The following is a 25,821-nucleotide window of genomic DNA, read 5'->3' as shown; positions in this document are numbered from 1 at the left end:
CATGGTGATTTCGTCACCGCGGGAAGACCTCCCGCAAGCCGGCTGACCCTGACCTGCAACTACCCTTGTTCTTTTTCGATCCTAGCCGATGCGGTGCAACGGCCGTGTGACACGGGCCTGGACACTACGGACAGACGGTCATTTTTTCTTCTTGCGCCGGGACTTGAAATAGGGGTTCTGGCCGGGTTTTCCCTGGAACGCTCTGCGGCCCGGGATGGGGATCTCGGCGCGCAGCCTGTTGCCGCGGGCCGTGCTGGGCACGTCTTCCCCGGGGAGGTAGCCGGAGGTGCGGTGGGCGTCCTGTTCCGGCATGGGCGCCGGTCCGACGCGGAAGGAGGCGGAGTCGAATTCGCCCGAGATCCGTGGAATCAGTCCGGTGTCCACCGAGATCGTGGCGCGTTCCGCCGTCGGCCGTCCCGGGGCGGCGGAAGCACCGGAGGCGCCGGCCGCTGAAGCGGTGCCGGCGGCTGTTCCGGCAGCGCCTTCGGTGGGTGGTCCGGCCGGGGCAGCAGGGCCGCGGCCAAGCCGCCCCAGCAGCGGACGCAGCAGGTCGCGCAACTCAGAGACGCGGAACAGCTTCAGCAGGAGCAGATAGACCGCCAGCATGACAGGCCCGACGACGATGATGGTCACCAGTGCGGCCAGGCGGCTGCTCCAGGCGAAGCCCACCGGACTGTAGCTGCCCAGCAGCCAGAGCGCGCCCACCCCGGCGACGGCCGAACCGAGGGCGGCGTAGCCCATGCGGATGTAGGAGTTGGCGATCCGCGGCCCGTCCAGATGCCCCAGAAGCCGGCGCAGGAAGAACGCGCTCACGATCACGGAGAGGATGTTCCCGCCGGTGTAAAGAATGGCGATGGCAAAGATGATCTGGTCGAACGGGAGGAACTGGATGAAGAACGCCGCGACGACATTGACCAGCGCCAGGACCAGCTGGATGTAGAACGGGGTCCGGGCGTCCTCATTGGCGTAGAAAACGCGGGACATCATGAAGTTCGCACTCATGAACGGCGTGCTGAGAGCCAGGATCGTGAGGGTCTGTGCCAGCATGACCCCGTCCGTGCGGAGCCCGCCCGAGAAGAACATGCCCAGCGGGCCGGCCAGGGCGAAGAGGGCCAGGGCTCCGAAGACGGTCGCCACAGCCATCGTGCGCAGGCCCTGGGAGAGGGCGTTGCGCAGTTCGTCGCGGTTCCCCTCCTGGGAGGCGTGGGTCATCCGGTTGAAGAGCACCGTGGCCAGCGAGAGGGCAATGATGGAGTGGGGCAGCAGATACAGCTGGCTGGCCACCTCCAGAACGGCGTTGCCGGGGAGCATCGCGGCGGCCGGGTTCCCTGCCTTCTCCAGGCGGAGCCGCTCGGCACCCGGGATGGTCGCGATGCGCATCACGTACAGGAAGGCGAGCTGCCCGACGGCGGCAGTCAGGAGCGTCCAGACGCTCAGCTTTGCTGCCTGGCCGAGTCCCACTCCACGCCAGCCGAAGCGCGGACGGAGGCCCAGCTTCAGCCGGAACACGGGGATGAGCAGGATGGCGGTTTGGGAGGTGACGCCGATCGTGGAGAACCCGGCGACAAAGAACGTCTGGGTGGGTCCCCAGTTGTCGAGGGAATGCGGGTTGGCCGCGTTGGCACCGAAAATCAAGATGAACATGCCCAGGCCGGCGATGGCCACGATGTTGTTCAGGATGGGCGCCCACATGGCCGGACCAAAGGCGCCGTTGGCATTAAGGACCTGGGTCAGGAGGGCATACAGGCCATAGAAGAAGATCTGCGGCAGGCACCAGAATGCGAAGGAGACGGCCAGGGACTTCTGCTGCGGCGAGTACCCCTGGGTGGTCAGCTCGATGACAGCGGGCGCCAGCAGCGTCACCAGCAGGGTCAGGGACAGCAGTACCAGCACCGCCAGCGTGAGGAGGCGGCTGATGTAGTCCGCTCCCCTGTCCGGGCCCTTGCTTGCTTTGATGATCTGCGGCACGAGCACAGCGTTGAAGACGCCGCCGGCCACGAGCAGGAAGATCAGGTTTGGCAGGTTGTTGGCGTTGATGAACGTGTCGGTGACCGTGGAACCCAGCCCGAGGGCGGCGCCCAGCATCCAGGTCTTGCCGAAGCCCAGGATGCGGGAAACCAGCGTCCCTGCGGCCATGATGGCGCTGGAGCGTGCCTCGCCGGGCTGGGCGGCGCTGGACGCAGCGTCGCCGGCCGGCACCGCACCCGGGGGTGTCTCGCCGGGCTGTTCGGATGGTGGATTGGCTGCTGACATTGTCTTCATCGTCTCACCCGCGCGTGCATTAAAGCGGTAACCCAGGGAGACAGGGAATGGGACCGGGGTGCGCTAGAGGTGCTCTGGCAGGACTTCGCGGGCCAGGTCCGCAATGCGGCGTTCGTTGGGAAAGGAGAGTTTCCGGGCAAGCTCATGGATCGGTACCCAGGCAACATCCACTGCTTCCTTGTCGGGATCGTTTTCGATCGTCAGCTCGCCGCCGGTAGCCCGGAGGAGGTAGTGGTGAACCGTTTTGTGCACCCGGTGCCCGCTGACCGTGAACCAGTAATCGATGCTGCCCAGCGGGGCCAGGATTTTGCCGTCGATGCCGGTCTCCTCGGCGATCTCACGGACGGCGGCTTCCTCGTTGTTTTCCCGACCTTCCGGATGGCCCTTCGGCAGGCACCATTCCAGACGTCCGCCCCTGTTAAGGCGGGCGATGATCGCGACCTTCAGTTCGTCGTCGGAGGTGTCCACCACGACGCCGCCGGCGGAGATTTCCTCGACCGTGGGGAGGGAGGCCGGAGCCGAGTGCGGGGCAGGCGCGACATGGGCACCGATTGCCGACGGCAACGGTGGGTTCGTCCTCCTGCCGGGGGCGCTCGGTACGGGATGGGCCATGCACTCCACTCTAACGACTCTTGCCCTGTGGTGATGACCGGAACATGGCTTGAAGATGGACTGCATATGACGCTCTTTCCAGCCCTATCCCCGCAAAGACCGTGATTTGGTGCGGTCGGGGATGGTTTTCTGACAAGCTTAAGTAACTATGGCGCACGCACATCAAAAGACTGATCTCCACACCGTCGACTTCCAGGTGGACCCGGTGGTCCTGGAGCTCGGCCAGCGCTTCGTGGACGCCGGTCACGAGCTGTCCCTTGTGGGCGGGCCGGTCCGGGACCTGTTTCTTGGCCGAACGTCCCCCGACCTCGACTTCACCACCGACGCCACGCCCGACCAGACCGTGACGCTGATTAAGAAGTGGGCTGACAACTTCTGGGAGATCGGGCGCGCCTTCGGAACGATCGGCATGCGCAAGGCCGGCTTCCAGATCGAGATCACCACGTACCGCGCCGAGGCCTACGATCCGGAATCCCGCAAGCCGGTGGTGGCGTTCGGATCGTCGCTCACGGATGACCTGCTCCGGCGGGACTTCACCATTAACGCGATGGCGCTCCGGCTGCCGTCGATGGAGCTGATCGACCCGTTCGGCGGCGTCCGGGACCTCCACGCCTCGGTTCTGGCCACCCCGGGCGCCCCCGAGGCGTCCTTTTCGGACGATCCGCTGCGCATGATGCGTGCGGCCCGCTTTGCGTCCCAGCTGGGCGTGTCCGTCCGTGACGACGTCCGGCTCGCGATGACCCAGATGGCCGAGCGGATCACCATCATCTCTTCCGAGCGCGTGCGCGATGAACTGGTCAAGCTCATCTGCGGCCGGCACTCGCGCGTCGGCATTGACCTGCTGGTGGACACCGGCCTGGCCGAATTCGTGCTGCCCGAAGTGTCCGCCCTCCGCCTTGAAGCCGATGAACACCACCGCCATAAGGACGTGTACCAGCACTCGCTCCAGGTCCTGGAGCAGGCTGCCAGCCTTGAGACCGACGGCGATGGCCCGGTGCCGGGACCCGATTTCGTCCTGCGGTTCGCGGCGCTGATGCACGACGTCGGGAAGCCGGCTACGCGCCGCTTCGAACCGGGCGGCGGGGTCAGCTTCCGCCACCATGACATGGTGGGCGCCAAACTCACCGCGAAGCGGATGAAGACGCTCCGCTTCGACAACGACACCATCAAAGCCGTGGCCCGCCTCGTGGAGCTCCACATGCGCTTCTACGGTTACGGCGACGCGGGGTGGACCGACTCCGCCGTCCGGCGCTACATCACCGACGCCGGCCCGCTGCTCGAGCGCCTCCACCGCCTCACCCGCTCAGACGTCACTACCCGCAACCAGCGCAAGGCCGAGCGGCTCGCGTTCGCCTACGACGACCTCGAGGACAGAATCGCCGCCCTCCGCGAGCAGGAATCCCTGGACGCCGTGCGCCCGGACCTCAACGGGGCCCAGATCATGGCCCTGCTCGGGCTCAGGCCAGGGCCCGTGGTGGGCAGGGCGTACAAGTTCCTGCTGGAGGAACGGATGGAAAACGGCCCGCTTGAGACGTCCGACGCCGAGGCAAAGCTGCGCGCCTGGTGGGCGCAGCAGCCCGAATCCTCGTCTGAAGCACCGCAGCCCACGGCATCCGCCTCCGTAAAGACCCCCGCCGACGTTGAACCTTCCCCTACTGAGGAGCCCTAAGTGCACCCCGCCAACATCGCCCGTCCCCAGCTCTGGATCCTGCGGCACGGTGAGACCGAGTGGTCCAAGAGCGGCCAGTACACGGGGCTGACCGACCTGCCGCTGACGGTGGAAGGCGAGCAGCAGGCTGTGGAGGCCCGCAAGGTCCTGGACGGCGTGGATTTTGACCTCGTACTCACCTCACCGCTCCGCCGCGCCCGCCGGACCGCCGAACTCGCCGGATTTCCGGACGCCGTCCACGAGCCGCTCGCGATCGAATGGGATTACGGTGACTACGAAGGCGTCAGCTCGGACCTGATCCGCAAGGACAACCCGGATTACCTGATCTGGACCCACGGGGTTCCCAACGGTGAGACGCTGCAGGATGTCGCGGCCCGCGCGGATAAGATCGTCGCCCGAGTCCTGGAGTCCGGCCTGGACAACGTCCTGATCGTGGCGCACGGACATTTCTCCCGGATCCTCACAGCCCGGTGGCTGGAACTCGCTCCGGAAGAAGGCCGGCATTTCATCCTGGGTACTGCAAAAGTCTGCACCCTGGGCTGGGATAAAAGGACTCCCGCCATTGTCCGCTGGGGACTCTAAGAATGTTCTTATTAGCGACTCCCAAAACTTGTTTGAGAATTAAGTAGTCAGCCGCATCATTCCTGGTGTACTTTTATTTCTGACCCCAGAGCGATTTGCCGGGGTCATGGCGCACGTTGGCCGGCCAGTCAGCCGATGCAACGGCAGAGCGGAAAAGGAGGTTGGGAAAATGATTACTTTGACTAGCAGATGGACGTTGATCATCACCGCGTTCCCGGCCTTCGCAGCTGTCCCGCGCCCTCATTCCGGACTCGCCGGCTCCTGACTCTGCTGCTCCCGGTGCTTCTACCGGGGCAGGGATAGCAGGACAATAATCCTGCCTCTTTCGAGGATTTCCTGACCACGGCGGTCTGACCTTGCGGAATCACGCGGTTGCGCAGCACCCCCATAATTCAGAACCCGCTTCCTGTTGGGGTCTGCAGCGCTGTCGGTTCAGGCCTTTCATCGCGAATGCGATGTTTCCTTATTCGCGCCGCGCATTTCCCTGTCTATTTGTGCCGCTCCTTGATGAATTCACCTGGGCTTATTTGTCATGCCCGGAATTGCATCTTGCCTGCCTGATGTTGCCCGTTCCCGTAATTACTCCTAAGGAGGTGAATGCCATGCTTCGCAAGCTTAAAGAGCTTCTTTCCAGCCGTAAACCTGAGGTGGACCGGCAGCCGCAGTTCGACGGCCGGCTGCTCGACCGGAACCGGGAAGACGTCGATGTCCTGATGCGCCAGCAGATGCCCCGGTAAGCTCGGAGCCATGCAGGAGATACAGCCGCCGCCCCACCGAAAGCGTGCAAGCTTGGTGGTGCCTAGCCGCAGCGACCGGCTTCTGAGCAACTTTACGGAACTGGTAGGCGGCCCCTTGGGCCGGCGCTCGGCCCCGGGGATCGTCTCCCCCGGGTTCTTCACAGTGGAGCGTGTCCTGATTATCCTCACTGTGATCGCAGCGCTGGCCGGAATTCTCATCAAGAACTACTGCCGTGTCAACGGCTGGCAAACGCCGTCCCAGTTTTACTCCACCTGCTATTCAGATTTTCCGGAGCTGTTCCGCAACCGCGGACTGGGTAATGGCGCCTTCCCCTTCTTCACGGAGGGCGTGCTGTTCGAGTACCCCGTCCTGATGGGCCTCATCGCGGGAGTAACGGCGCTGCTCGTCCCAGGGAGAGGCGTTACGGATTCGCGGGTCCTGGGTTACTTCGACGTCAACGCAACGCTGGTCGCTGCTGTCTGGATCGTCACCGTGCTCGCGACGGCCCGGATGGCCCGGCGACGCCCTTGGGATGCCGCCATGGTGGCGCTGGCCCCGGGGATCGTCCTGGCCGGCATGATCAACTGGGATATGTGGGCCGTGGCCCTGCTGGCGCTTGGCATGTACTTTTTTTCGAAGGAGCGGCTGGTCATGGCCGGGGTCCTGATAGGGCTGGGAACTGCCACGAAGCTCTACCCCGTCCTGATCTTCGGTGCGATCCTCCTGCTGGCCCTGCGCACCGGCAAGATCCAGGCCTTCGTGGTCCCTGCCAGTGCTGCCGCAGCGGCATGGTTGCTGGTCAACGTGCCCTTTGCAGCCAAGGACCTGGCCGGCTGGAAATATTTCTTCGAGTTCACCCAGGACCGCCCGGCCGGCTTCAGTTCGCCTTGGTTCGCCTACAACCTGGTGGCAGAGCGGATCGGCTGGATCATCCTCACGCCCGAGGCCATCAACACCCTTGCGCTGTACGTCTTCCTGGTGGCCTGCGTCCTCATTGCGGTGCTGGCGCTGACAGCACCGCGGCGGCCGCGTCTCGCCCAGCTGGCGTTCCTGATCGTTGCAGCCTTCATTTTGACCAACAAGGTCTACTCCCCCCAGTTCGTGATCTGGCTGATTCCCCTGCTGGCACTGGCGCGTCCGCGGTGGCGGGATTTCCTGGTCTGGCAGGGAATCGAAGGACTGCACTGGGCTGCCATCTGGATGTATCTTGGCCAAGTGACCAGTGGCGGCGTTTCACAGCACAACATTGATATGCCCTACTACGTGCTGGCAGTGACAGCACATATGCTCGCAACGACATATCTTATGGGCCGGATCGTTTTCGACATCTGGGATCCGCACTATGACCCGGTTCGCCGGCATTTTCTGGATGACCCCCAAGGCGGGCCCTTCGATGGCTCCGCTGACTGGCTTCGGCTCAATCCCCTGCGTCCCTCAGCGTCAGTCCTTCCTTGGCGGACGGCTGCCCGCGATGCCTGATGTCGCCGTCGTCGGCTCCGGACCAAACGGGCTCGCAGCGGCCGTGGTCATGGCCCGTGCTGGCCTGAAAGTGCATGTGTACGAGGCGGCGGAAGAGATCGGCGGCGGCACCCGGACCTTGCAGGTCATCGAGGAGGATCACTGGCACGATGTCTGTTCGGCCGTGCATCCCATGGCGCTTGCGTCGCCGTTTTTCAGGGCGTTCGAGCTTGCCGCACGCATCGACCTGGTCCTGCCGAAGGTCCAGTTTGGTTCGCCGCTGGATCGTGGGCGAGTTGCGCTGGCCTACCGCTCCCTGGACCGCACTGCCGATGAACTTGGACGTGACGGCCACGCCTACCGGAGGCTCATGGCTCCGCTCGTCCGGCGCCTCGGCGGCATTCTGGAGACGACGTCCGATCAGCTGCTGCGTATCCCGGCGCATCCGATTTCCGCCGCGATCCTGGGTCTTCGAACGCTGGAACAGGGATCGCCGCTGTGGAACCTCCGGTTCAGGGGGGATCGGGGACCTGCCCTGGTCAGCGGGGTCGCGGCCCATGCGGTGTCGCGCCTCCCGTCCCCTGCCGCCGCGGGGGCGGGCCTGCTGCTGAATACGCTGGCGCACGTGGACGGCTGGCCCATTCCGGTGGGCGGATCTTCGGCGATTGCCACCGCCATGGTTAAAGATATTGAGGCGCACGGAGGCGTTATCCAGGCGGGATACGCGGTGTCGTCGCTGGCGGAGCTTGAGCCAGCCAGGGCCGTCCTGCTGGATGTGGCGCCGCCCGCGCTTTCCCGGATTGCTGGAAACCGGCTCCCCGCCTCCTACCGCCGTGCGTTGGAGGCGTTCCGCTTCGGCAATGGCGCCTGCAAGGTGGACTTCATACTGTCCGGTCCGGTGCCGTGGGCAGGCCCCGGATTGGCGGATGCCGGCACCGTGCACGTTGGTGGCACCAGGGCCGAGATGGCCCAGGCCGAAAACGATGTCAGCGCCGGGAGGCACCCCGAGCGGCCCTACGTCCTCGTGTCGCAGCCGTCCCCGTTTGATCCCAGCCGTGCTCCCAGCGGCCGGCACATCCTGTGGAGCTATTGCCATGTACCTGCAGGGTCCACGGTGGACATGGGCGAGACCGTCATCGCTCAGCTGGAACGCTTCGCCCCGGGATTCCAGGACGTGCTTCTCAAATACAAGGTCACCACGGCCACCGAGCTGGCCGCCTACAACGAGAACTATGTCGGCGGCGATTTCAGCGCGGGACTGCTGGATGTCAGGGGCCTGCTGCAGCGCCCGGTAGTGTCCCCGGTTCCGTGGCGGACCCCTGCCCGCGGCGTCTACCTGTGTTCCTCCTCCACGCCCCCGGGCCCCGGCGTTACAGGGATGCCCGGCTTTCATGCGGCCAAGTATGCACTCAAGGACATATTCGGTCTCGACGTTCCGGCGCTTGGTATTTGAGCCGGCCGTAAGCTCCCTGGCTCCCGGTTCCCGGCCACGGACATTTGAGATCCCCGCCGAGTGGCGTGTCGCTTCCAAAATGGCCGAGGTACCCGGACTCGGCCTGGCACACGACCGCCTGGCAAAAAGGGCATAATAGCGCGGTGGGGAACTCTAAAAAAATTGCACTTGCTCTCATTGGACTCATTCTTGGTACATCTCTGGTGGCCTGCGATGACGGCCGCAGCGGTGCCCAGGCAGCCGCCAAGCAGCTGGCGTCGGCAGTGGCGGGCCTGGATCTACGCCCCGTCGCGTTTGACGGCCGGGCCTCCGACGTTGCCAACGATCAGCTGAACCAGGTTTTTAAGGCACTGGACCCGGTCAAGCCGTCCGTTGAAGCGGGTGATCTCAAGCTCGAGGCGGACACGGCCCGCTTCCCGCTGAACTACAGCTGGAAGATTGACTCCGCGGAATGGAAGTACACCGTTTCCGCTGAGCTCCGGAAATCCGGTGACAAGTGGCTGACGGTCTGGTCTCCCGGATTGCTCGTGCCCGACCTCGCCGAAGGGGAAATTCTCAGCAAATCCACGCAAACCCCTCAGCGCGCAGACATCCTCGGCGCCCAGGATGTCCAGCTCGTCACCTACCGGCCTGTGGTCAACGTGGGCATCGACAAGCCGCAGCTGGGCGGTGCGGATCCCGCTGATGCAGCGACCAAGCTGGCAAAACTGGTGGGCATCGACCCCGCGGCCTACGTCCAGCAGGTAAAGGCGTCGGGTCCGGAAGCCTTCGTTCCCGCAATCACGCTTCGTGACACCAGCAGCCGCTCTGTCACCGATGCCCAGATCGAAGCCATCCCGGGCGGCCGCGCCATCGCCGACAAGCTGCCCCTGGCCCCCACGCGCAGCTTTGCCCGCGCTGTACTGGGAACCGTGGGTGAGGCCAGTGCGGAACAGATCGAAAAGTCCGACGGCGCCCTGACCGCCGGCGATGTCATCGGAACCGGCGGATTGCAGCAGCAGTATGACGCGCAGCTCCGCGGCACAGCGGGCACCGTGATCCGCGTCCAGCGCGCGGACCTGACGAGGGAGGAAATCCAGGCAGCCCCGACTGATCCACGGCGCACGGTGTTCGAGATCCCTGCCGCGCCGGGCACCCCACTGAAGACCACCCTCGACCCCAAGCTGCAGCAGCTCGCCGAGGACACCCTCGTCGGCGTCAAGCCTGCCTCCGCCATCGTGGCCCTCCGGCCTTCCACGGGAGCCGTCCTCGCCGCGGCATCAGGTCCCGGTAGCAACGGCTACAACACTGCCATGCTGGGTCAGTACGCGCCTGGTTCCACCTTCAAAGTGGTGGACTCGCTGGCCATGCTGCGCAGCGGATTCACGCCTGATTCGAAGGTGGAATGCACCCCTACGCTCACCGTGGACGGGCGCAAGTTCAAGAACGCCGAAGGCTACCCCGAAGAATCGCTGGGTTCGGTCACGCTGCGCGACGCCTTCGCCCATTCCTGCAACACGGCCTTCATTTCGGTGCGGGACAAGGTGTCGCAGGCTCAGCTTGAGTCAGCGGCCACGTCGCTGGGTGTGGCAGTGGAGGCCCCGAAGCTGGGGGCAGACGCTTTTCTTGGTTCCGTTCCTGGCGAAGCCAAAGGCACCGAGCACGCCGCGGCCATGATCGGCCAGGGCACGGTGCTGATGTCGCCGCTGTCCGCCGCCATCATGGCCGCTTCCGTGGCGAAGGGTGCGCCGGTGTCGCCGGTGCTGGTCCTCAACCCGGACGCCGCCCAGGCTGCGTCACCCGGCGCCAGCGAAGCGGCGGGCACGCAGCCCGCCGAAGGTGCCGCGCCGTCGTCGACCGTTACCGCCGAAGCCCCCGCCCAAACAGCCGAAAAGCCGGTGACAAAGGCTGAAGCAGCCTCCCTCGCCGACATGATGCGCGCTGTGGTGACGTCCGGGCATGCAGGGTTCCTTGCCGACGTGCCGGGCGAACCCGTGGGGGCCAAGACCGGCACGGCCGAGTTCGGTGATGAGAACCCGCCCAAGACCCACGCCTGGATCATCGCTGCCCACGGTGATCTGGCCGTGGCGGTCTTTGTTGAGGAGGGCGGGCTGGGTGCCACCACGTCCGGGCCGCTCCTGAAGAAGTTCCTGGTGGCTGCCGGCTAGCTGGAACGCTCCTGCAGCAGCATCAGCATGAGAAAGCGGCTCCCCAGGCAGTGAGGAAGCCGCTTTCTCTATTCCGGAGGACTATTGGAGGACGACTCTTCCGAGGCGGCGCGCGCCGCAGAATGTGAACATTGACCGATGGCCAAGCCATTTACCCTGACCCAGCTGCGGTATTTCGCTGTGGTTGCGGAACTCGAGAACATGACGGCGGCTGCCGAACGGCTGCTTGTGACGCAGTCCACGCTGTCCACCGCAATGGGCCAGTTGGAGGCCAGCCTGTCCACCCAGCTGTTCGTGCGTCTCAGAACCCGCGGGCTGCGGCTGACGTCTTCCGGAAGGCAGCTTGCCCAGGACATCAAAGTCTTGCTGGAGCACGCCGATTCACTGTATGAATCCGCCCGCGGCCTTGCCGCCAGCCTCGTGGGCGAGCTGAAAGTGGGCGTGTTTGCACCCCTGGCCCCGTTCAGGCTTCCGGCGATCCTTCAGACCTTCGAGGTGCAGCACCCCGGGGTCGAGGTGTCCTTCCTGGAGGCTGATCTGGCCAGTCTTCAGACCGCCCTGCTGGACGGGCAATGCGACGTTGCGCTCATGTACGGACTCGGCCTGGGGCGTGGTTTCACCTACAAGGTGCTGGAGCGCGTTCCTCCTCACGTGCTGGTCGCCGCTGACCATCCCGCGGCAGCCCGTCCGGACCGGAGCATTGCGCTCAAGGACCTCGAGGGTGAACCCGCCGTGGTGCTGGATCTGCCGCACAGCCGGGAGTACTACGAGCAGCTCTATGCGTTGGCGGGTGTGGTGCCCAACGTCCGGCACCGCTTCGCGGGGTATGAGACAGTCCGGTCGTTTGTCGCGAAGGGCCATGGCTACGCGATGCTCAACCAGCGTCTGCACAGTGACATGACTTATTCCGGAGGCAAGGTGGTGGCGTTGACCCTGACGGATAGCTTCCCGCCGATCGAAGTCATGCTGGTCCGCCCGGAGGGCGTGCAGCCTACGCGCCGAGCTCTCGCCTTCGAAGAAACCTGCATCCGTCTTTATGGAGCCGCCGGCAGGAACTGACGGTGCATTGACCGCCCGATTCGGCATTGATGAAATCGATCGATTCGTCCAAAACAATCAATTGGACGGATGTGGCAGCAATCACAGACAGTTGATGCAGCGCGGGTGGTGTTGGATTCCGCGAGTGGCAAGAGCCGATGGCCCAGCTCGACGACTAAAGCGAGTTAACCATGTTGATCAAAGGAGATTCAGTGGTTCAGATTCACGCACAATATGTCCGGAGCATGTCCGGACAGCCGCAGCGCAGAAATGCTGCGGCAATGTCCGCAAAAATTTCTTCCCCAGGCCGTAACGCGGCATCGGCAGCTGGAAACACGGCATCCTTAGCGTGGCTTTCATGACCATCAACGACATTAATGCCCAGACACAGCAGACAGCGGGGACAGGCCTGAACACAGGGACGCCTCCAATCTTGGAAACCGAAACGTCCCGCTCCGGGCGCCCGGGCATCACCAAGATGCAGAAGCGGGTCCTCGCCGGTGGAAGCATCGGCCAGTTCATCGAGTTCTACGACTTCACCCTCTACGGCCTTACCGCGGTGATCTTCTCGCAGCTCTTCTTCCCCGGCAGCAACCCGGTCGCCGCCATGCTGGCAACCTTCGCCACGTTCGGCGTTGCCTTCGTAGTCCGCCCCGTCGGCGGACTGTTCTTCGGTGCCCTCGGCGACCGGATCGGCCGCCGCCGCGTCCTGACCATCACCCTGGTCGCGATCGGCGGCGCGACTGCCCTTATGGGGCTGCTCCCCACCTACGGCCAGATCGGCGCCTGGGCACCGGCCCTGCTGGTGCTCTGCCGCCTCATCCAGGGCTTCTCGGCCGGCGGTGAATCCGTCGGTGCGCCGTCGTTCGTCTTTGAACACGCCCCGGTCAGCAGGCGCGGGTTCTGGCTGAACATCACCATCGCCGCCACCGCCCTGCCATCGGTGGTGGCCGGTTCCCTGATCCTGATCCTCAGCCAATCGATGCCCAACGAAGCCTTCATGGCGTGGGGATGGCGCCTGCCGTTCCTGCTGGCGCTGCCGTTGGCTCTCTTCGGCGTCTGGATCCGCAGCCGTACCGTCGAAAGCGACGCGTTCAACGAGGCCAAGGCGGGCCGCACCAAGGAGTTCAGCCCCGTCCGTGAGGCCTTCCGTGAGAACCGTCTGCGCATGGTGCAGGTCATCTTCGTCATGGGCCTCACCGCCATGGGTTTCTACTTCCTGTCCGCGTATTTCGTCTCCTACGTCCAGACATCGGGCCACCTCAGCCGTGAGCAGTCACTGCTGGTCAACGCCGCCGCCCTGGCGCTGTATGCGGTCCTCCTTCCGGTTGGAGGCCGCCTTGGTGACCGCTTCGGCCGAAAGCCGATGCTCATCGCCGGTTCCCTCGCCCTGGCGCTGCTGTCCGCGCCGAGCTTCATGCTCGTCACCAGTGGCAGTCTTCCCCTGGCCCTGCTGGGACAATCCCTGTTCGTGGTGGCGCTGTGCATCTACGGTGGCGGCTGCTACACGTTCTTCGTCGAGATCTTCACCACCCGGACCCGGTTTACCTCCGCGGCGATCAGCTACAACGGCGCCTACGCCCTCTTCGGCGGCACGGCACCGTTCATCGGCACCGCCCTCGTGGGCGGGACCGGAGTGCCGCATGCGCCGGGCTTCTACATGGCCGCCGCTGCCGCCGTCGTGCTTCTCCTGGTGCTGTTCACCAGGGTGCCCGAGACCCGCGGCCGCATGGGCTGAACCCGCCGCCCGACACTCTTTACCGCAATACACAAAGGACTTCCCATGAATTCAGCAGCTTTCCTTTCCGACTTCCATCATGTAGCCACTATCGGCGCAACCTCGAACAACGGCGTGGACCGCCAGGCGGCCACGGCCGAGGACGCACGCACACGCGACTGGTTCGCCGCGTGGGTGAACGACGCCGGGTGGGAACTTCGGGTGGACGGCATCGGCAACATGTTCGGGCTGCTGGAGTGGGCGCCCGGGGCGCCGTATGTGCTGATCGGCTCCCATCTTGACAGCCAGCCCCTCGGCGGTCGCTTCGACGGAGCTTATGGCGTGATTGCGGCGCTGCATGCGGCACGCAGGCTGGACGCTGAGATTGCCGGGGGCGGCGGCGTGCCCCGGTTCAACCTCGCGGTGGTGAACTGGTTCAACGAGGAGGGCGGGCGGTTCGCCCCGAGCATCATGGGAAGTTCGGTCTTCGCCGGGCTCCTGCAGCGGGAGGACATGCTCGGGGTCCGCGATCTTCAGGGGATCTCCGTCCGTGAAGCGCTGGACGGCATCGGTTACCTCGGCACTGCCGAGGGGCCGGACGTGGCCGGCTACGCCGAAATCCACATCGAGCAGGGCCGGATCCTTGAGCGGGAGGGCATCAACATCGGCCTCGTGGACAGCAGCTGGTACACGCAAAAGCTCGATATCGAGGTGTTGGGCGAACAGTCCCACACTGGTGCCACTGCCATGGCGGACCGGCACGACGCCCTGGTGGCCGCCTCCAAGATCATCCTCATGGTGCACGACGTCACGGGGGACTTTCAGGACGAGGCCCTTGTCTCGTCCGTCGGCCAGCTGACCCTGGAGCCGAACTCCCCGATCGTCGTGGCACGCAGGGTGCACCTGGTGGCGGACCTTCGCTCCGGTGATCCGGAAATCGTCAAGGCGGCCCGGGCGACGCTGCTGCACCAGATCGATGAGCTGGCGCGTGAGCACGATATCAAGGTCAACGTCCGGGACTTCGATATCCGTCCTATCCGCCGCTTCCCCGAGGCTGGCCTTGAGCTGGCCGATAAGGTGGCCGCCAACCTCGGGCTCTCGGCCCGGAGGATCCAGACCATGGCCGGGCACGACTCCGTGGCAATGAACACGATGGCCCCCTCGGTCATGCTGTTCATCCCCAGCGTGGACGGCGTTTCGCACTGCGAACGCGAATTCACTACCGACGCCGACATGATTGCCGGTGTGGACATGCTCACCGGCGTGGCGCGGGAGCTAGTTGGCGGGGCCCTGGCCGATATGGCCGAGATCCCCACCCCTGCCAGGGCGGCCCTGGCATGACAGAGCTGCACTACCTTAATGCCGTCACCGCGCTGAGGCTGTTCCGGACCCGGGAGCTCTCGCCCGTGGAACTCATGGATGCCGTCATTGCCCGAACCGAGGCTGTTAACGGTGGGATCAACGCTCTGACGGAGACCCTCTTTGACGAGGCACGGTCCGCCGCCCGGCAGGCTGCCGCTAAGTACGCCCGGGGCAGGGACCTCACCCCGCTGCTCGGTTTACCGGTGGCTGCCAAGGAAAAGCATGGCCTCAAGGGGCGCACGCTGTCCCAAGGGCTCGTAGCCCAGAAGGATGAGGTGGCACCGGCGAACCATCCCGTGATTGACCGGATCCTGGGGGCGGGGGGCATCGTCCACGCCCGCACCACCACCCCGGAATTCAGCTGTGCGACGGTAACGCACAGCCCGCTCTGGGGAGTCACACGGAACCCCTGGAACCCGAAATTCTCGCCGGGTGGCTCCTCCGGCGGTTCCGGGGCGGCATTGGCAGCCGGGCTGGCGCCGCTCGCCACCGCCTCCGATATCGCCGGTTCAACCCGGCTGCCGGCATCCTTCACGGGAACCGTCGGTTTCAAGGCGCCCTACGGGAGGATCCCCGGACTGGCACCGCTGTCCGCCGACCACTACCGGGGTGACGGACCGATGGCGCGGACCGTAGCGGACACGGCCTTGCTGGCGGAGGTCATGGCGGGCCGGCACCCGGGAGACCATACCTCCCTCGCGGATATCCCGGGGGCCGTGTTGTCCGAAAGCACACATTCCGGGGCCTCCGTTGCGGGGATGAGGATCGCCCTCTGCATCCGCCTTGGCAACTACTCCGTGGCGCCGGACGTCGAAGCCAACACACGCGCCGCAGCTGCAGCTTTGCGGGACGCCGGAGCCGTGGTGGAAGAAGTCGAGCTGCCCTGGACCACAGAATCCATCAGCCGCACCATCTTCACGCACTTCGGCCATCTTCTGGGCCCTGCCATGGAGGATGAGACAGCTGGTTCCGCCGATCTTCTGGCCCCGTATACGCGCCGCTTCATGGCTGACGCCCGTCGGGCCGCCGAACAGAGCCGGTACCTGGACGGCATCCAGGCGGAGACCCGCCTCCAGGCCGAGCTTGCCGCCGCCATGGTGGGCTTCGATGCCCTACTCTGCCCGGTTTCGGCGGTAGCGGCACTGGACGCGGACGGGATGTACCTCGACGGGATCGACGCCGGGACGGAGCACCTTGAGCACTACTGGCAGGGGCACATGACGGCCCCGTTCAACATCGCCAACCGTTGCCCGGTCCTCGCCGTCCCCAGCGGCATGGCCGATTGCGGCATTCCCACCGGCGTACAGATCGTGGGCCACCCTTTTGACGACCCCACGGTTTTCCGAGTCGGGGCTGCCTTGGAGGCCGTGCAGCCCTGGTCGGCGCGGCATCCGGAGATCCTGGCACTGGCCTGATCCTGGCTGATCGGAACGCTCCTGCAGGTTTTGCGGATTTCTTCCAGGCGCTCTCGCACCTTCTGCGGGTTTTCTCCCGGCGCTCCTGCAGGTTCTGCGGCTTTTTCCCGAACCCTCTCGCTCGCACTGCGGGAGGGTTCGGCATTTACCGGCAGGATGTGAGGGAGCGTTCTGCATGTGGCACCGGGATGTGGGAGACCGTTGAATCGTGCCGTGGGAAGATGGACGGCGTGGCCCATATTGACGTTTCCGGCATCGACTACTTCCTCTCCGACGGCACCCAGCTGCTGAACGGGGTGACCTTCAAGGTCCCGGACGGCACCAAGACGGCACTGATCGGCCCCAACGGCACCGGCAAGACCACGCTGTTCCGCATCATCGCCGGCGACCTCACACCGGATGAAGGCGTGATCGGACGGTCCGGGAACATGGGCATCATGCGCCAGTTCGTCGGCCAGGTCCGGGACGATTCCACCGTCAAGGACCTTCTGGTCTCTGCCGCCCCCGCGGCGCTGGCGGCCGCTGCCCGCGCCGTGGATGACGCCGAGCTCGTGATGATGGAGCAGGACGACGAACCCACCCAGATGCGGTACGCCCAGGCCATCGTGGACTGGGGAGACGCCGGCGGCTACGACGTCGAGACCGTCTGGGACGAAGTCTGCATGGCCGCGCTGGGACTCCCGTTCGACCGCGCCCAGCACCGCCGGGCGTCGAGCCTTTCCGGCGGAGAGCAGAAGCGGCTGGTGCTGGAGGCGCTGTTTGCCGGCCCGGACGAGCTGCTGCTCCTGGACGAACCCGACAACTACCTCGACGTCCCGGGCAAGCGCTGGCTCGAAGGCAAACTCAATGAGTCGAAGAAGACGGTGTTCTTCATCAGCCACGACCGCGAGCTGCTGAACAACGCCGCCGGCCGCATCGTAACCCTGGAACCGGGTATCAACGGCGCCGGGGCCTGGGTGCACGGCGGCGGCTTCGGCTCCTATGTCGAAGCGAGAGCCGACCGCAACGCCCGCTTCGAGGAACTGCGCAAACGCTGGGACGAGGAGCACGTCAAGCTCAAGGAACTTGTCAACATGTACAAGAACAAGGCCGCGTTCCGCTCGGACATGGCCAACCGCTACCACGCGGCCCAGACGCGCCTCGCGAAGTTCCTGGAGATCGGGCCGCCCGAGGCGCTGCCCATCGAGCAGAACGTGAAGATGCGGCTCAAGGGCGGCCGCACGGCCAAGCGCGCCGTCGTCGCCGAAAAGCTCGAGCTGACCGGCCTCATGAAGCCGTTCTCCACGGAAATCTGGTTTGGTGACCGTGTGGGCGTGCTGGGCTCCAACGGTTCCGGCAAGTCCCACTTCCTGCGCCTGCTCGCCACCGGCGGCACCGATCCGGAGCGGGAACACCTGCCGGTGTCCGACGTCGAGATCGCCGAAGTGCCCCACGAAGGGACCGTGAAACTCGGCGCCCGAATCCGTCCGGGATTCTTCGCTCAGACCCATGTCCGCCCCGATCTACTGGGCAAGACGCTGCTGGAAATCCTGCACCGCGGCGACGAACACCGCTCCGGGCTCGCCCGTGAGGCCGCCGCCGGAGCCCTGGACGGTTACGGGCTCGCAGGCCAGTCCGAGCAGAAATATGAGTCGCTCTCGGGCGGTCAGCAGGCGCGGTTCCAGATTCTGCTCCTGCAGCTCTCCGGCGCGACGCTGCTGCTGCTCGACGAGCCCACGGACAACCTGGACCTGCACTCAGCCGAAGCGCTCGAGCGGGCCATCGACCACTTCGAGGGCACGGTCCTCGCGGTGACACACGACCGCTGGTTCGCCCGGACCTTCGACCGCTTCCTGGTGTTCGGCTCGGACGGCCGGGTCTATGAATCCCCGGAGCCCGTGTGGGACGAGAAGAGGGTGGAGCGCGTGCGGTAGGTGCAGGCACCCTCCTGCGGTTCCTGCCGCCTTTTGCCGGACGCTCCCGCACGTCCTGCGGGAGGGTTGCGGGATTTCCGGTGAGATGTGAGGGAGCGTTGCGGGATTTCCGGTGAGGTGTGCGGGAGGGTCAGGCTACTTGAACGTCTTCCGCTTCGTCTCCGTGCCGTCGGCCGCATAGGCGACCCATTCGCCGACTTTCCGGCCGGCGTCATAGCTCCCCTCGTCCATCAGCTCACCAGTGCTGTGCCAGCGTTGCCAAAATCCGTCCTGGACGCCATTGCGGAATGAACCTTTTTGCAGGAGGCCGCCGCTCTCCCGGTACCAGACGCAGTCGCCGTCGAGCTGCCCGCGCGAATATCCCGCGTCCGCCTTCACTTGGCCGTTCCGGTAGTAGAAGACCCAGCGGCCGTGTCGTTCGCCGTCGAGATACTCACCGGTGCCCGAAAGTGTGCCGTCCTTGAACCGTTCTTCAGCCATGGGGCCAGCCTACCGAGCGCCGTAGCGGCCCGGGTTTCGACAGGCTCAACCACCGGGCTCGACGGGGCGGGGTTTCGGCGGGCTCAATCCGCAGGCCTTGGCTAGAGTTGTCGAATGACTTCCACCCAGCAGCTTGCCGAGCGGCAGGTCTCCGCCGCAGCCGTTGCCACGTTCGTTATTTTCGGCGCCAACGGCCTGGTTTTCGCCAGCTGGGCGGCCCGCATTCCGGCCGTCACGGAGATCCTGCATATCTCGTCCGGCCAGATGGGCACGCTCCTGCTGTGCACCGCCGTCGGCTCACTGATCGCGCTGCCTACCGCGGGGCACGTCATCGGCAGGATCGGCACCGCGAACAGCGTTCGGGCGAGCGGCTTTCTGGCTGCGGTGGCGGGCGTGGCCATCGCGGTCTCGCTTCTAGCGGAGTCGGTCCCAGGCACCGCGGTGGCCCTCTTCTTTTTCGGCATCGGCATCGGGCTGTGGGATGTGTCCCAGAACGTTGAAGGGGCCGACGTCGAGCATCGCCTCCGCCGGACGATCATGCCCAAGTTCCATGCGGCCTTCAGCGGCGGTGCCTTTGTGGGTGCGCTCATCGGGGCCGGACTTTCCGGTCTGGGAGTCGGCCTGCCTCAGCACCTCCTGGTCATCGCTGCCGCCGTTGCTCTCTTGACGTTCGTCACGCCGCGCTACTTTCTTCCGCATGTGGCGCCTGAACAGCCAGCTGCCGGTGAACCCAAACCTGCCCGTGGGCCGTCCGCCTGGCGTGACCCGCGCACGCTGCTGATCGGCGTCGTGGTTCTCGGCGCCACGCTCACCGAAGGGGCGGGCAACGACTGGATCGCCAAGGCCGCCGTGGACGGTCTCGGCACGACAGAGTCCACCGGGGCGCTGCTCTTCGCCCTGTTTGTCCTGGCCATGACGGCCACGCGCTTTTTTGGAGGAAGTGTCATTGACCGGCACGGACGTGTGGCTGTGCTCCGGGCGAGCATGGCAGCAGCCGCCGCCGGCCTTGGTCTGTTCGTGTTCGCCGGCAACGTCTGGCTTGCCGCCGTGGGAGCAGCTCTCTGGGGGGTGGGGGCCGCCCTGGCATTCCCTATGGGAATGTCTGCCGCGGCGGACGATCCCAAGCATGCAGCGGCGCGGGTTTCAGTGGTCTCCACCATCGGCTACGTTGCCTTCCTCGCCGGGCCTCCGCTGCTCGGTTATCTGGGCGATCTCACCGGAATCCACCTTGCCCTCCTTGCGATCGGCGCTCCGATCCTGGTCGCTCTGGTTCTCGCCGGAGTCGCGAAGCCACTATCCTCCCGGGAATGAATCATCCTCCGTCCCCACGGCGGTAGGGTGGGGAAATGCGAAGAATGCTGCGGAGGGGGCCTGGCTGGGTGGCCGGTCTGGACCGTGCATTGGTGCGGGCGGTCTCGGCCTTTCCCGGCGGCCATCACGACACGTTCTTCCGCCGGCTCTCCGCTTCGGCGAACAAAGGCAAGCTCTGGTTCGGCGTGGCCGCAGCGGCCGCCCTTGTTCCCGGCCGCACCCGGCGCGCCGCCGTTCACGGGCTTCTCGCCCAAGGCGTGGCATCGGCCATCACCAACCTCGTGTTCAAGACCCTGCTGCCCCGTACCCGTCCGCTGCCCGAGCACCTTCCCGTCTTCCGCTTCGTGCATCCCCAGCCCACCAGCTCCTCCATGCCGTCGGGCCATTCGGCATCGGCAGTCGCGTTCGCGCTCGGCACCGGATTCGTCCAGCCGGTGCTGGGCATGGCAGTGGCGCCCGTTGCCGCCGGCGTCGCATACTCAAGAGTGCATACGGGGGCACATTGGCCGTCCGACGTTCTCTTCGGCTCCGCCATCGGAGCGAGCGCTGCGCTTATCACGAGGAAGTGGTGGCCCGTGCGCCCACCGTTTCCACCCACCACCAGGAGCCGGGTCAAAGGCGAGAAACTGCCCCAGGGCCAAGGTCTCAGCATTGCGGTGAATACACTGGGCGGTTCCTTTACCGAGGAAACCGCTGCGGCGCTGCACGAAGTATTCCCGCTGGCGCATATACTGACCATCGAGCCGGACCAGGACATCGCTGAACGAGTGGAGGCGGCCGCAACCTTGCCCGGCACGCGGGCCTTGGGCGTGTGGGGAGGGGACGGAACCGTGGGCACCGCGGCGGCCGCCGCCGTCGAACACGACCTCCCCCTGCTGGTACTCGCCGGTGGAACCCTGAACCACTTTGCCCGCGACGCCGGCACCCCCTCGCTCAAGGAAGCGGTGGCGGCGGCCGGCGAGGGCGAGGCCGCCCGGGCCGACGTCGGCATCGTGACCGTCGAACGGGGACTCGCTGACGATCCTGAAAAAGTGGAGCTCGTCATGCTCAACACCGCCAGCATCGGCCTGTACCCAAATCTGGTCCGCCGGCGCGAACAGCTGCAGCCGGCACTGGGCAAGCCGCTGGCCGGTGTGGTGGCGATGTTCCGGACCTTCGCCATCGAAAAGCCCACCACCCTCATAGTGGACGGCGTACGGCACAGGTTATGGATCATGTATCTCGGGCGCGGCCGCTACTATCCGCGGGACCATGCCCCACTGCTCCGTCCCGTGCTCGATGACGGCGTGCTCGACGTCAGGATGATCACGGCCGACGAATCATTCGCCCGCCTCCGCCTGTTGTGGTCCGTGCTCACCGGCACCGTGGCCACGTCCAGGATCACCCACCTCACCGAGGCCACCAGTGTCCGGGTCGAAGCCGGCACCGGGCCCATGGTGCTCGCCGTGGATGGCGAAACTATGCCGGGCGTCAGGGCCGTGGAATTCACCTTGAAGCGGGGTGCACTGACCTACTATTCTCCGGGCAAAGAGGATTGAGGCTCATCCATCCGGACTACTCCGGCTTACCCTGATTCGCCCCTGAATCATCCCTGAGACAGGCGAATTCAGCGATCCGGCTCGGTAGCGTGGACCGTGCACACCAATCAGCACTCCGCAGCTACGCAAAGGACCGCTTCCATGATTGAGGCACAAGGCCTGACGAAGGTCTACGGCGACAAAACCGCCGTCGGCGGCGTCAACTTCACCGTCCACGCCGGACGGGTTACCGGCTTTCTGGGCCCGAACGGGGCCGGCAAATCAACCACCATGCGCATGATTATGGGACTGGACACGCCGACGGCGGGAACGGTCACCGTCAACGGCGAGCCGTTTGCCCGGCATTCCGCGCCGCTGCGGGAAATCGGCGCGCTGCTGGACGCGAAGGCCGTGCACACGGGCCGCTCGGCCTACAACCACCTCCTCGCCATGGCCGCCACGCACAGCATTCCCAAGAAACGCGTTCACGAAGTCATCGAAATGACAGGCCTGGGGGACGTGGCCCGCAAAAAGGTGAAGGGTTTCTCCCTGGGCATGGGGCAGCGTCTGGGCATCGCGGCCGCGCTCCTGGGCGATCCGCAGACGATCATCCTGGACGAGCCCGTCAATGGCCTTGACCCGGAGGGCGTGGTGTGGGTCCGCAACCTCGTCAGGTTCCTGGCCTCCGAAGGCCGCACGGTGTTCCTCTCCAGCCACCTGATGAGCGAAATGGCCGTGACCGCAGACCACCTGATCGTGATCGGCCGCGGCAGGATCATCGCCGATGCCCCGATCAAGGACATCATCACCGGCAAGGGCCAGAGCCGGACCAGGGTCCGCACCGACCAGCCGGACCAGCTCATGAATGTTCTCGCCGGAAACGGGGTCTCCGTTGAGGTGCAGGACCATGAGCTGCTCGAGGTCAAGGGCCTGGACCCGCGCCAGATCGCACGCGCAGCACTTGACTGCCGCGTCATGATCTACGAACTCACCCCCCTGCAGGCCAGCCTGGAAGAGGCGTACATGGAGCTGACCAAGGATGAGGTCGAATACCACTCGATGATCACCACGGGAGCCCCTGTTCCCGCCCAGCCCGGAGGCAACTAGAGCCATGAGCACATCAACCACTGCCCGATCCCGCACCAGCCGCGCCGCCAGCCCGGGACCCGGGCCCAGCTTCTTCCGTGTTCTGAACTCCGAATTCATTAAGTTCCGGACGCTCCTGTCCACGCTGATCCTGCTCGCCTGCACCGCTGTGGTCATGGTGGGATTTGGCGCCCTCTCCGCGTGGGGAACCGGCCAGTTCGCTGATGCGGCCGCCTCCGACCCCTCGGCGGCGGAAGCCATGGCAGCCCAGGGCGGGGACCTGGCCGTTACCGTTCCCACGTCCGGCATCGCCTTCGCGCAGCTGATCCTCGGCTCACTCGGCGTGCTGCTGATGAGCTCCGAATTCACCACGGGAATGGCCCGCTCCACTTTTGCCGCCGTGCCCAAGAGGATCCCAGCCTTCCTCGCGAAACTCGTGGTGATGATGGTCAGCGCCTTCGTCCTGACCGCCGTGTCCACGTACATCGCTGGCCTGGTGTCGGTTCCCATCCTGGATAACTACGGACCCAACCTTGATCTGGGCAGTTCGCAGTCCGTCAAGCTGCTGCTCGTAAACAGTGTCTATGTGGCGTCCGTGGCCGCCATCGGCATGGCCTTGGGGACCATGGTGAGGAACTCGGCCGGAGGCATCATGAGCCTCGTGGGTCTGTTCTTCGTGGCACCCATCGCCTTCCAGCTGATCCCCGGCGACTTCTTCGTGGAGGCACGCAAATACCTGCCCGGCAACACCATCAACCCGCTGACTGCTGTGGAGCATGTCCCGGACACCCTCGAAGCCTGGCAGGCGGGTCTCGTGCTCGGAGCCTGGGTAGTGGTGCCCCTGGTCCTCGCCATGATCCTGTTGAAGATGCGGGACGTCTAGATCCTCCCAGGCTCGATCCATGACTGAAGCTCTTTCCCTGAAGGACGCGCCGGCCAACCAGGCCGGCGCGTCCTTCGCCGAGCTTGCCGCCAGGCGCCGAGGCCGCTTCCGCCGCTACCTGCACAGCCACCCGCGAACAACGGATGCCCTGGTGGCCGCCTGCTACATGCTGCTGGTGACCCCCACCATGGTCGACGCGGTGCGTGCGGGAGTCTGGCTGGCCGCCGGGCTGCTCGCCGCCGTCGCGGTGTCCTTGTTTCTCCGCCGCCGCTATCCAGTTGCCCTCGTGGCGTTCATCGCAGCGGTGGAAGTGGCCGTCACGCTGCTGCATCCGTGGGGGTCCAACGTTTCCGCCGGGCTCTGGTTCTCCCTCTACGCGGTGGCTGTGGTCCATACCAGGCGCTTCGCCCTGATCACCCTCGCTCTGGCCACCGCTCCGCTGGCCTTGCTCTACTTCTTCGCCGCCGTGGGTCCGCTGGAACGCGAACTGCCTGCCTCCGCGGCGTCACCGGAAGAGTTCCAGCTGATCTCCAGCATCGCCGCAGGAACCAGCATCGCGCTTTCCAACGTTCTGGCCACGGGCATCGGAATCTCCGTACGCCAGCGCCGTGAACACGAGCAGGAGGTCGCCGCATGGGCCGCCCAGGCTGCCCGGCTGGGGTCCGTCAACGAACGCAACCGGATTGCTCGGGAAATGCACGACGTCGTGGCCCACTCGCTGACGGTGATGGTCACGCTGTCGGATGGGGCCGGCGTCGTGGTCCGGAAAAACCCGGAGCGCGCGGCGGAGGTGCTGGCCGAGATGTCGCGGACCGGGCGTACCGCCCTGGCGGACATGCGGCGTGTCCTCGGTGTTCTGCGCGACGAAGCCGGTGCCGGGCAGGCGCCGCGGGAACCCCTTGCTGCCGGCGACAACCTCGCGAAGCTCCTGGACGGCTTCCGGACGGCCGGGCTTCCCCTGCACTACTCGCAGACCGGGCCTGCGCTGCCCGCGGACGCCGCCCTCCAGCTGACGGTCTACCGGATTGTTCAGGAGTCGCTGACCAATGTGCTGCGCTACGGCCGGGCGCTGAGCCGGGTGGATGTGGCGGTGCTACGGGAGGATTCCACGGTCACCATCGAAGTAGTCGACGACGGCAAGGCCACCTCCGGCGCCTCTGTCACCGGCGCAGGCATCGCCGGTTCCGGCACGCCGGGCTCCGGAGCGGCTGGCTCCGGCAACCACGGCAGCGGGCAGGGCCTGACCGGGATGAAGGAGCGTGCCGGGATCTACGGGGGTACGGTGGAGGCCGGGAGGACCAGTGCAGGAGGCTGGCGCGTGCGCGCCGTCCTCACGCTGAACGGCACCAAGGGGGAAGAATGAACGACGCCGGACGCATCCGGGTTCTGCTGGTGGATGACCAGCCGCTGCTGAGGATGGGCTTCCGGCTCATCCTCGAGGGCGAAGACGATCTCAACGTGGTGGGCGAGGCCTCCGACGGGGCCGAGGCCGTTCGGCAGGCGCGCGAACTCACGCCGGACGTGGTGCTCATGGACGTGCGGATGCCCGTCCTGGACGGCATCGAAGCCACCCGTGCCATCACCGGCTCCGGCTCGGGCGCCAGGATCATCATCCTCACCACCTTTGACATCGACGAGTACGCCTTCGCCGGGCTCCAGGCCGGAGCATCAGCCTTCCTGCTCAAGGACGTTGCCCCCGCCGAACTGGTCCAGGCAGTACGTGTGGTGGCCAGCGGCGACGCCGTCGTAGCGCCGCGCGTCACCCAGCGGCTCCTGGAGACCTACGTACGCGGCGGCGACGGCGGGGCTGCCGCGTCCGCTGCTGCGCCGGCCCACCGGGATCCGCTGCTGGAGAATCTCACTCCGCGGGAAACCGAAATGCTGGAGGCCATGGCCGAGGGTCTGTCGAACGCTGAGATCGCGCACAGGTACTTCCTCTCGGAAGCCACCGTGAAAACCCACGTTCGGCGGATTCTCACGAAACTTCACCTTCGGGACCGGGTGCAGGCCGTGGTCTACGCCTACGAAACGGGGCTCGTGACGCCCAGCAATCCGGACTACTGAGGACTTCGGAGCTGCCTGGGGGTTCCACTTCCACCGGCGCACAGCTTCTCCGCCGGCCCACAGCTTCTCCACAGGATGGCCCTATGCGGGCCATAGCTGCCTGGCGTTTCATGG

At 65.7% G+C, this 25,821-nt stretch carries 20 protein-coding genes; 17 read left to right on the top strand and 3 right to left on the bottom strand.

The annotated features are described in order from the left end of the window. Positions 1-138: 138 nt before the first annotated feature. Positions 139-2,253: a murein biosynthesis integral membrane protein MurJ gene (murJ, locus tag J7E80_RS15190; RefSeq protein WP_215052981.1), complete on the bottom strand. Its 2,115-nt coding sequence runs from the start codon at positions 2,251-2,253 to the stop codon at positions 139-141. A 72-nt stretch (positions 2,254-2,325) separates the two neighbouring features. Continuing rightward, positions 2,326-2,826 (bottom strand): NUDIX hydrolase, encoded by a 501-nt coding sequence (locus tag J7E80_RS15185; RefSeq protein ID WP_215053035.1) that lies wholly within the window; start codon positions 2,824-2,826, stop codon positions 2,326-2,328. 196 nt (positions 2,827-3,022) lie between these two features. Between J7E80_RS15185 and J7E80_RS15180 the strand changes: the two genes are divergently transcribed. From J7E80_RS15180 to J7E80_RS15135, 11 genes are all read left to right on the top strand, one after another. After that, positions 3,023-4,543, top strand: coding sequence for a CCA tRNA nucleotidyltransferase (locus tag J7E80_RS15180; protein WP_215052979.1), 1,521 nt, complete (start codon positions 3,023-3,025; stop codon positions 4,541-4,543). After that, positions 4,544-5,125 carry a histidine phosphatase family protein gene (locus J7E80_RS15175; protein WP_215052977.1) on the top strand — a complete coding sequence of 194 codons (582 nt, stop codon included), beginning with the start codon at positions 4,544-4,546 and terminating at the stop codon, positions 5,123-5,125. Between the two features lie 602 nt (positions 5,126-5,727). Further along, positions 5,728-5,862: a hypothetical protein gene (locus J7E80_RS24325; RefSeq protein WP_285291858.1), complete on the top strand. Its 135-nt coding sequence runs from the start codon at positions 5,728-5,730 to the stop codon at positions 5,860-5,862. A gap of 10 nt (positions 5,863-5,872) precedes the next feature. Continuing rightward, entirely contained in the window at positions 5,873-7,342 is a 1,470-nt protein-coding gene (locus J7E80_RS15170) for a glycosyltransferase family 87 protein (RefSeq protein WP_215052975.1), read from the top strand. Next, the gene (locus J7E80_RS15165) at positions 7,335-8,774 is read left to right on the top strand and encodes an NAD(P)/FAD-dependent oxidoreductase (RefSeq protein WP_215053034.1); all 1,440 of its coding nucleotides are present in this window, start codon (positions 7,335-7,337) and stop codon (positions 8,772-8,774) included. The genes J7E80_RS15170 and J7E80_RS15165 overlap by 8 nt, the downstream gene beginning before the upstream one ends. 143 nt (positions 8,775-8,917) lie before the next feature. Continuing rightward, positions 8,918-10,921, top strand: coding sequence for a penicillin-binding transpeptidase domain-containing protein (locus tag J7E80_RS15160; protein WP_215052973.1), 2,004 nt, complete (start codon positions 8,918-8,920; stop codon positions 10,919-10,921). A 138-nt stretch (positions 10,922-11,059) separates the two neighbouring features. Next, the gene (locus J7E80_RS15155) at positions 11,060-11,980 is read left to right on the top strand and encodes a LysR family transcriptional regulator (RefSeq protein ID WP_215052971.1); all 921 of its coding nucleotides are present in this window, start codon (positions 11,060-11,062) and stop codon (positions 11,978-11,980) included. A 337-nt stretch (positions 11,981-12,317) separates the two neighbouring features. Then, positions 12,318-13,697 carry an MFS transporter gene (locus J7E80_RS15150; protein ID WP_251036926.1) on the top strand — a complete coding sequence of 460 codons (1,380 nt, stop codon included), beginning with the start codon at positions 12,318-12,320 and terminating at the stop codon, positions 13,695-13,697. Positions 13,698-13,742: 45 nt separating this feature from the next. Then, positions 13,743-15,017 (top strand): M20 family metallo-hydrolase, encoded by a 1,275-nt coding sequence (locus J7E80_RS15145; RefSeq protein WP_215052969.1) that lies wholly within the window; start codon positions 13,743-13,745, stop codon positions 15,015-15,017. Further along, a complete protein-coding gene (locus tag J7E80_RS15140; protein WP_215052967.1) occupies positions 15,014-16,453 on the top strand; it encodes an amidase in 1,440 nt (479 codons plus the stop codon). The genes J7E80_RS15145 and J7E80_RS15140 overlap by 4 nt, the downstream gene beginning before the upstream one ends. Before the next feature lie 230 nt (positions 16,454-16,683). Beyond that, a complete protein-coding gene (locus J7E80_RS15135) occupies positions 16,684-18,366 on the top strand; it encodes an ABC-F family ATP-binding cassette domain-containing protein (RefSeq protein WP_215052965.1) in 1,683 nt (560 codons plus the stop codon). 135 nt (positions 18,367-18,501) lie between these two features. Here the strand turns inward: J7E80_RS15135 and J7E80_RS15130 are convergent, their stop codons facing one another. Continuing rightward, positions 18,502-18,846 (bottom strand): toxin-antitoxin system YwqK family antitoxin, encoded by a 345-nt coding sequence (locus tag J7E80_RS15130; RefSeq protein ID WP_215052958.1) that lies wholly within the window; start codon positions 18,844-18,846, stop codon positions 18,502-18,504. Positions 18,847-18,960: 114 nt separating this feature from the next. Here J7E80_RS15130 and J7E80_RS15125 point away from each other — a divergent pair, with 114 nt between their 5' ends. The 6 genes from J7E80_RS15125 (at position 18,961) to J7E80_RS15100 (ending at position 25,707) form a co-directional block, all read left to right on the top strand. Then, on the top strand, positions 18,961-20,157 hold the full coding sequence (locus J7E80_RS15125) for an MFS transporter (RefSeq protein ID WP_215052956.1): 1,197 nt from the start codon (positions 18,961-18,963) through the stop codon (positions 20,155-20,157). Positions 20,158-20,192: 35 nt separating this feature from the next. Further along, positions 20,193-21,695 carry a bifunctional phosphatase PAP2/diacylglycerol kinase family protein gene (locus J7E80_RS15120; protein ID WP_215052955.1) on the top strand — a complete coding sequence of 501 codons (1,503 nt, stop codon included), beginning with the start codon at positions 20,193-20,195 and terminating at the stop codon, positions 21,693-21,695. A 141-nt stretch (positions 21,696-21,836) separates the two neighbouring features. Next, positions 21,837-22,781, top strand: a complete 945-nt coding sequence (locus J7E80_RS15115) for an ABC transporter ATP-binding protein (protein ID WP_215052953.1) — start codon at positions 21,837-21,839, stop codon at positions 22,779-22,781. Between the two features lie 4 nt (positions 22,782-22,785). Next, entirely contained in the window at positions 22,786-23,643 is an 858-nt protein-coding gene (locus J7E80_RS15110; protein ID WP_215052951.1) for an ABC transporter permease, read from the top strand. A 19-nt stretch (positions 23,644-23,662) separates the two neighbouring features. Continuing rightward, positions 23,663-25,006 (top strand): sensor histidine kinase, encoded by a 1,344-nt coding sequence (locus J7E80_RS15105; protein ID WP_215052949.1) that lies wholly within the window; start codon positions 23,663-23,665, stop codon positions 25,004-25,006. Beyond that, the gene (locus tag J7E80_RS15100) at positions 25,003-25,707 is read left to right on the top strand and encodes a response regulator transcription factor (protein WP_215052946.1); all 705 of its coding nucleotides are present in this window, start codon (positions 25,003-25,005) and stop codon (positions 25,705-25,707) included. The genes J7E80_RS15105 and J7E80_RS15100 overlap by 4 nt, the downstream gene beginning before the upstream one ends. The last annotated feature ends 114 nt before the right edge of the window (positions 25,708-25,821 follow it).

Source organism: Arthrobacter sp. ISL-28, from assembly GCF_018613875.1.
Lineage (GTDB): Bacteria > Actinomycetota > Actinomycetes > Actinomycetales > Micrococcaceae > Arthrobacter.
The sequence above is the reverse complement of the archived record's forward strand: the minus strand, read 5'-3'. Positions and strand labels throughout refer to the sequence as shown.

Excerpts from the sequence above, each read along its gene's own strand:
- murJ (WP_215052981.1), bottom strand. The coding sequence starts at position 2,253 with ATGTCAGCAGCCAATCCACCATCCGAACAGCCCGGCGAGACACCCCCG.
- J7E80_RS15180 (WP_215052979.1), top strand. The coding sequence starts at position 3,023 with ATGGCGCACGCACATCAAAAGACTGATCTCCACACCGTCGACTTCCAG.
- J7E80_RS24325 (WP_285291858.1), top strand. The coding sequence starts at position 5,728 with ATGCTTCGCAAGCTTAAAGAGCTTCTTTCCAGCCGTAAACCTGAGGTG.
- J7E80_RS15170 (WP_215052975.1), top strand. The coding sequence starts at position 5,873 with ATGCAGGAGATACAGCCGCCGCCCCACCGAAAGCGTGCAAGCTTGGTG.
- J7E80_RS15165 (WP_215053034.1), top strand. The coding sequence starts at position 7,335 with ATGCCTGATGTCGCCGTCGTCGGCTCCGGACCAAACGGGCTCGCAGCG.
- J7E80_RS15155 (WP_215052971.1), top strand. The coding sequence starts at position 11,060 with ATGGCCAAGCCATTTACCCTGACCCAGCTGCGGTATTTCGCTGTGGTT.
- J7E80_RS15150 (WP_251036926.1), top strand. The coding sequence starts at position 12,318 with ATGACCATCAACGACATTAATGCCCAGACACAGCAGACAGCGGGGACA.
- J7E80_RS15145 (WP_215052969.1), top strand. The coding sequence starts at position 13,743 with ATGAATTCAGCAGCTTTCCTTTCCGACTTCCATCATGTAGCCACTATC.
- J7E80_RS15140 (WP_215052967.1), top strand. The coding sequence starts at position 15,014 with ATGACAGAGCTGCACTACCTTAATGCCGTCACCGCGCTGAGGCTGTTC.
- J7E80_RS15130 (WP_215052958.1), bottom strand. The coding sequence starts at position 18,846 with ATGGCTGAAGAACGGTTCAAGGACGGCACACTTTCGGGCACCGGTGAG.
- J7E80_RS15125 (WP_215052956.1), top strand. The coding sequence starts at position 18,961 with ATGACTTCCACCCAGCAGCTTGCCGAGCGGCAGGTCTCCGCCGCAGCC.
- J7E80_RS15120 (WP_215052955.1), top strand. The coding sequence starts at position 20,193 with ATGCGAAGAATGCTGCGGAGGGGGCCTGGCTGGGTGGCCGGTCTGGAC.
- J7E80_RS15115 (WP_215052953.1), top strand. The coding sequence starts at position 21,837 with ATGATTGAGGCACAAGGCCTGACGAAGGTCTACGGCGACAAAACCGCC.
- J7E80_RS15110 (WP_215052951.1), top strand. The coding sequence starts at position 22,786 with ATGAGCACATCAACCACTGCCCGATCCCGCACCAGCCGCGCCGCCAGC.
- J7E80_RS15105 (WP_215052949.1), top strand. The coding sequence starts at position 23,663 with ATGACTGAAGCTCTTTCCCTGAAGGACGCGCCGGCCAACCAGGCCGGC.
- J7E80_RS15100 (WP_215052946.1), top strand. The coding sequence starts at position 25,003 with ATGAACGACGCCGGACGCATCCGGGTTCTGCTGGTGGATGACCAGCCG.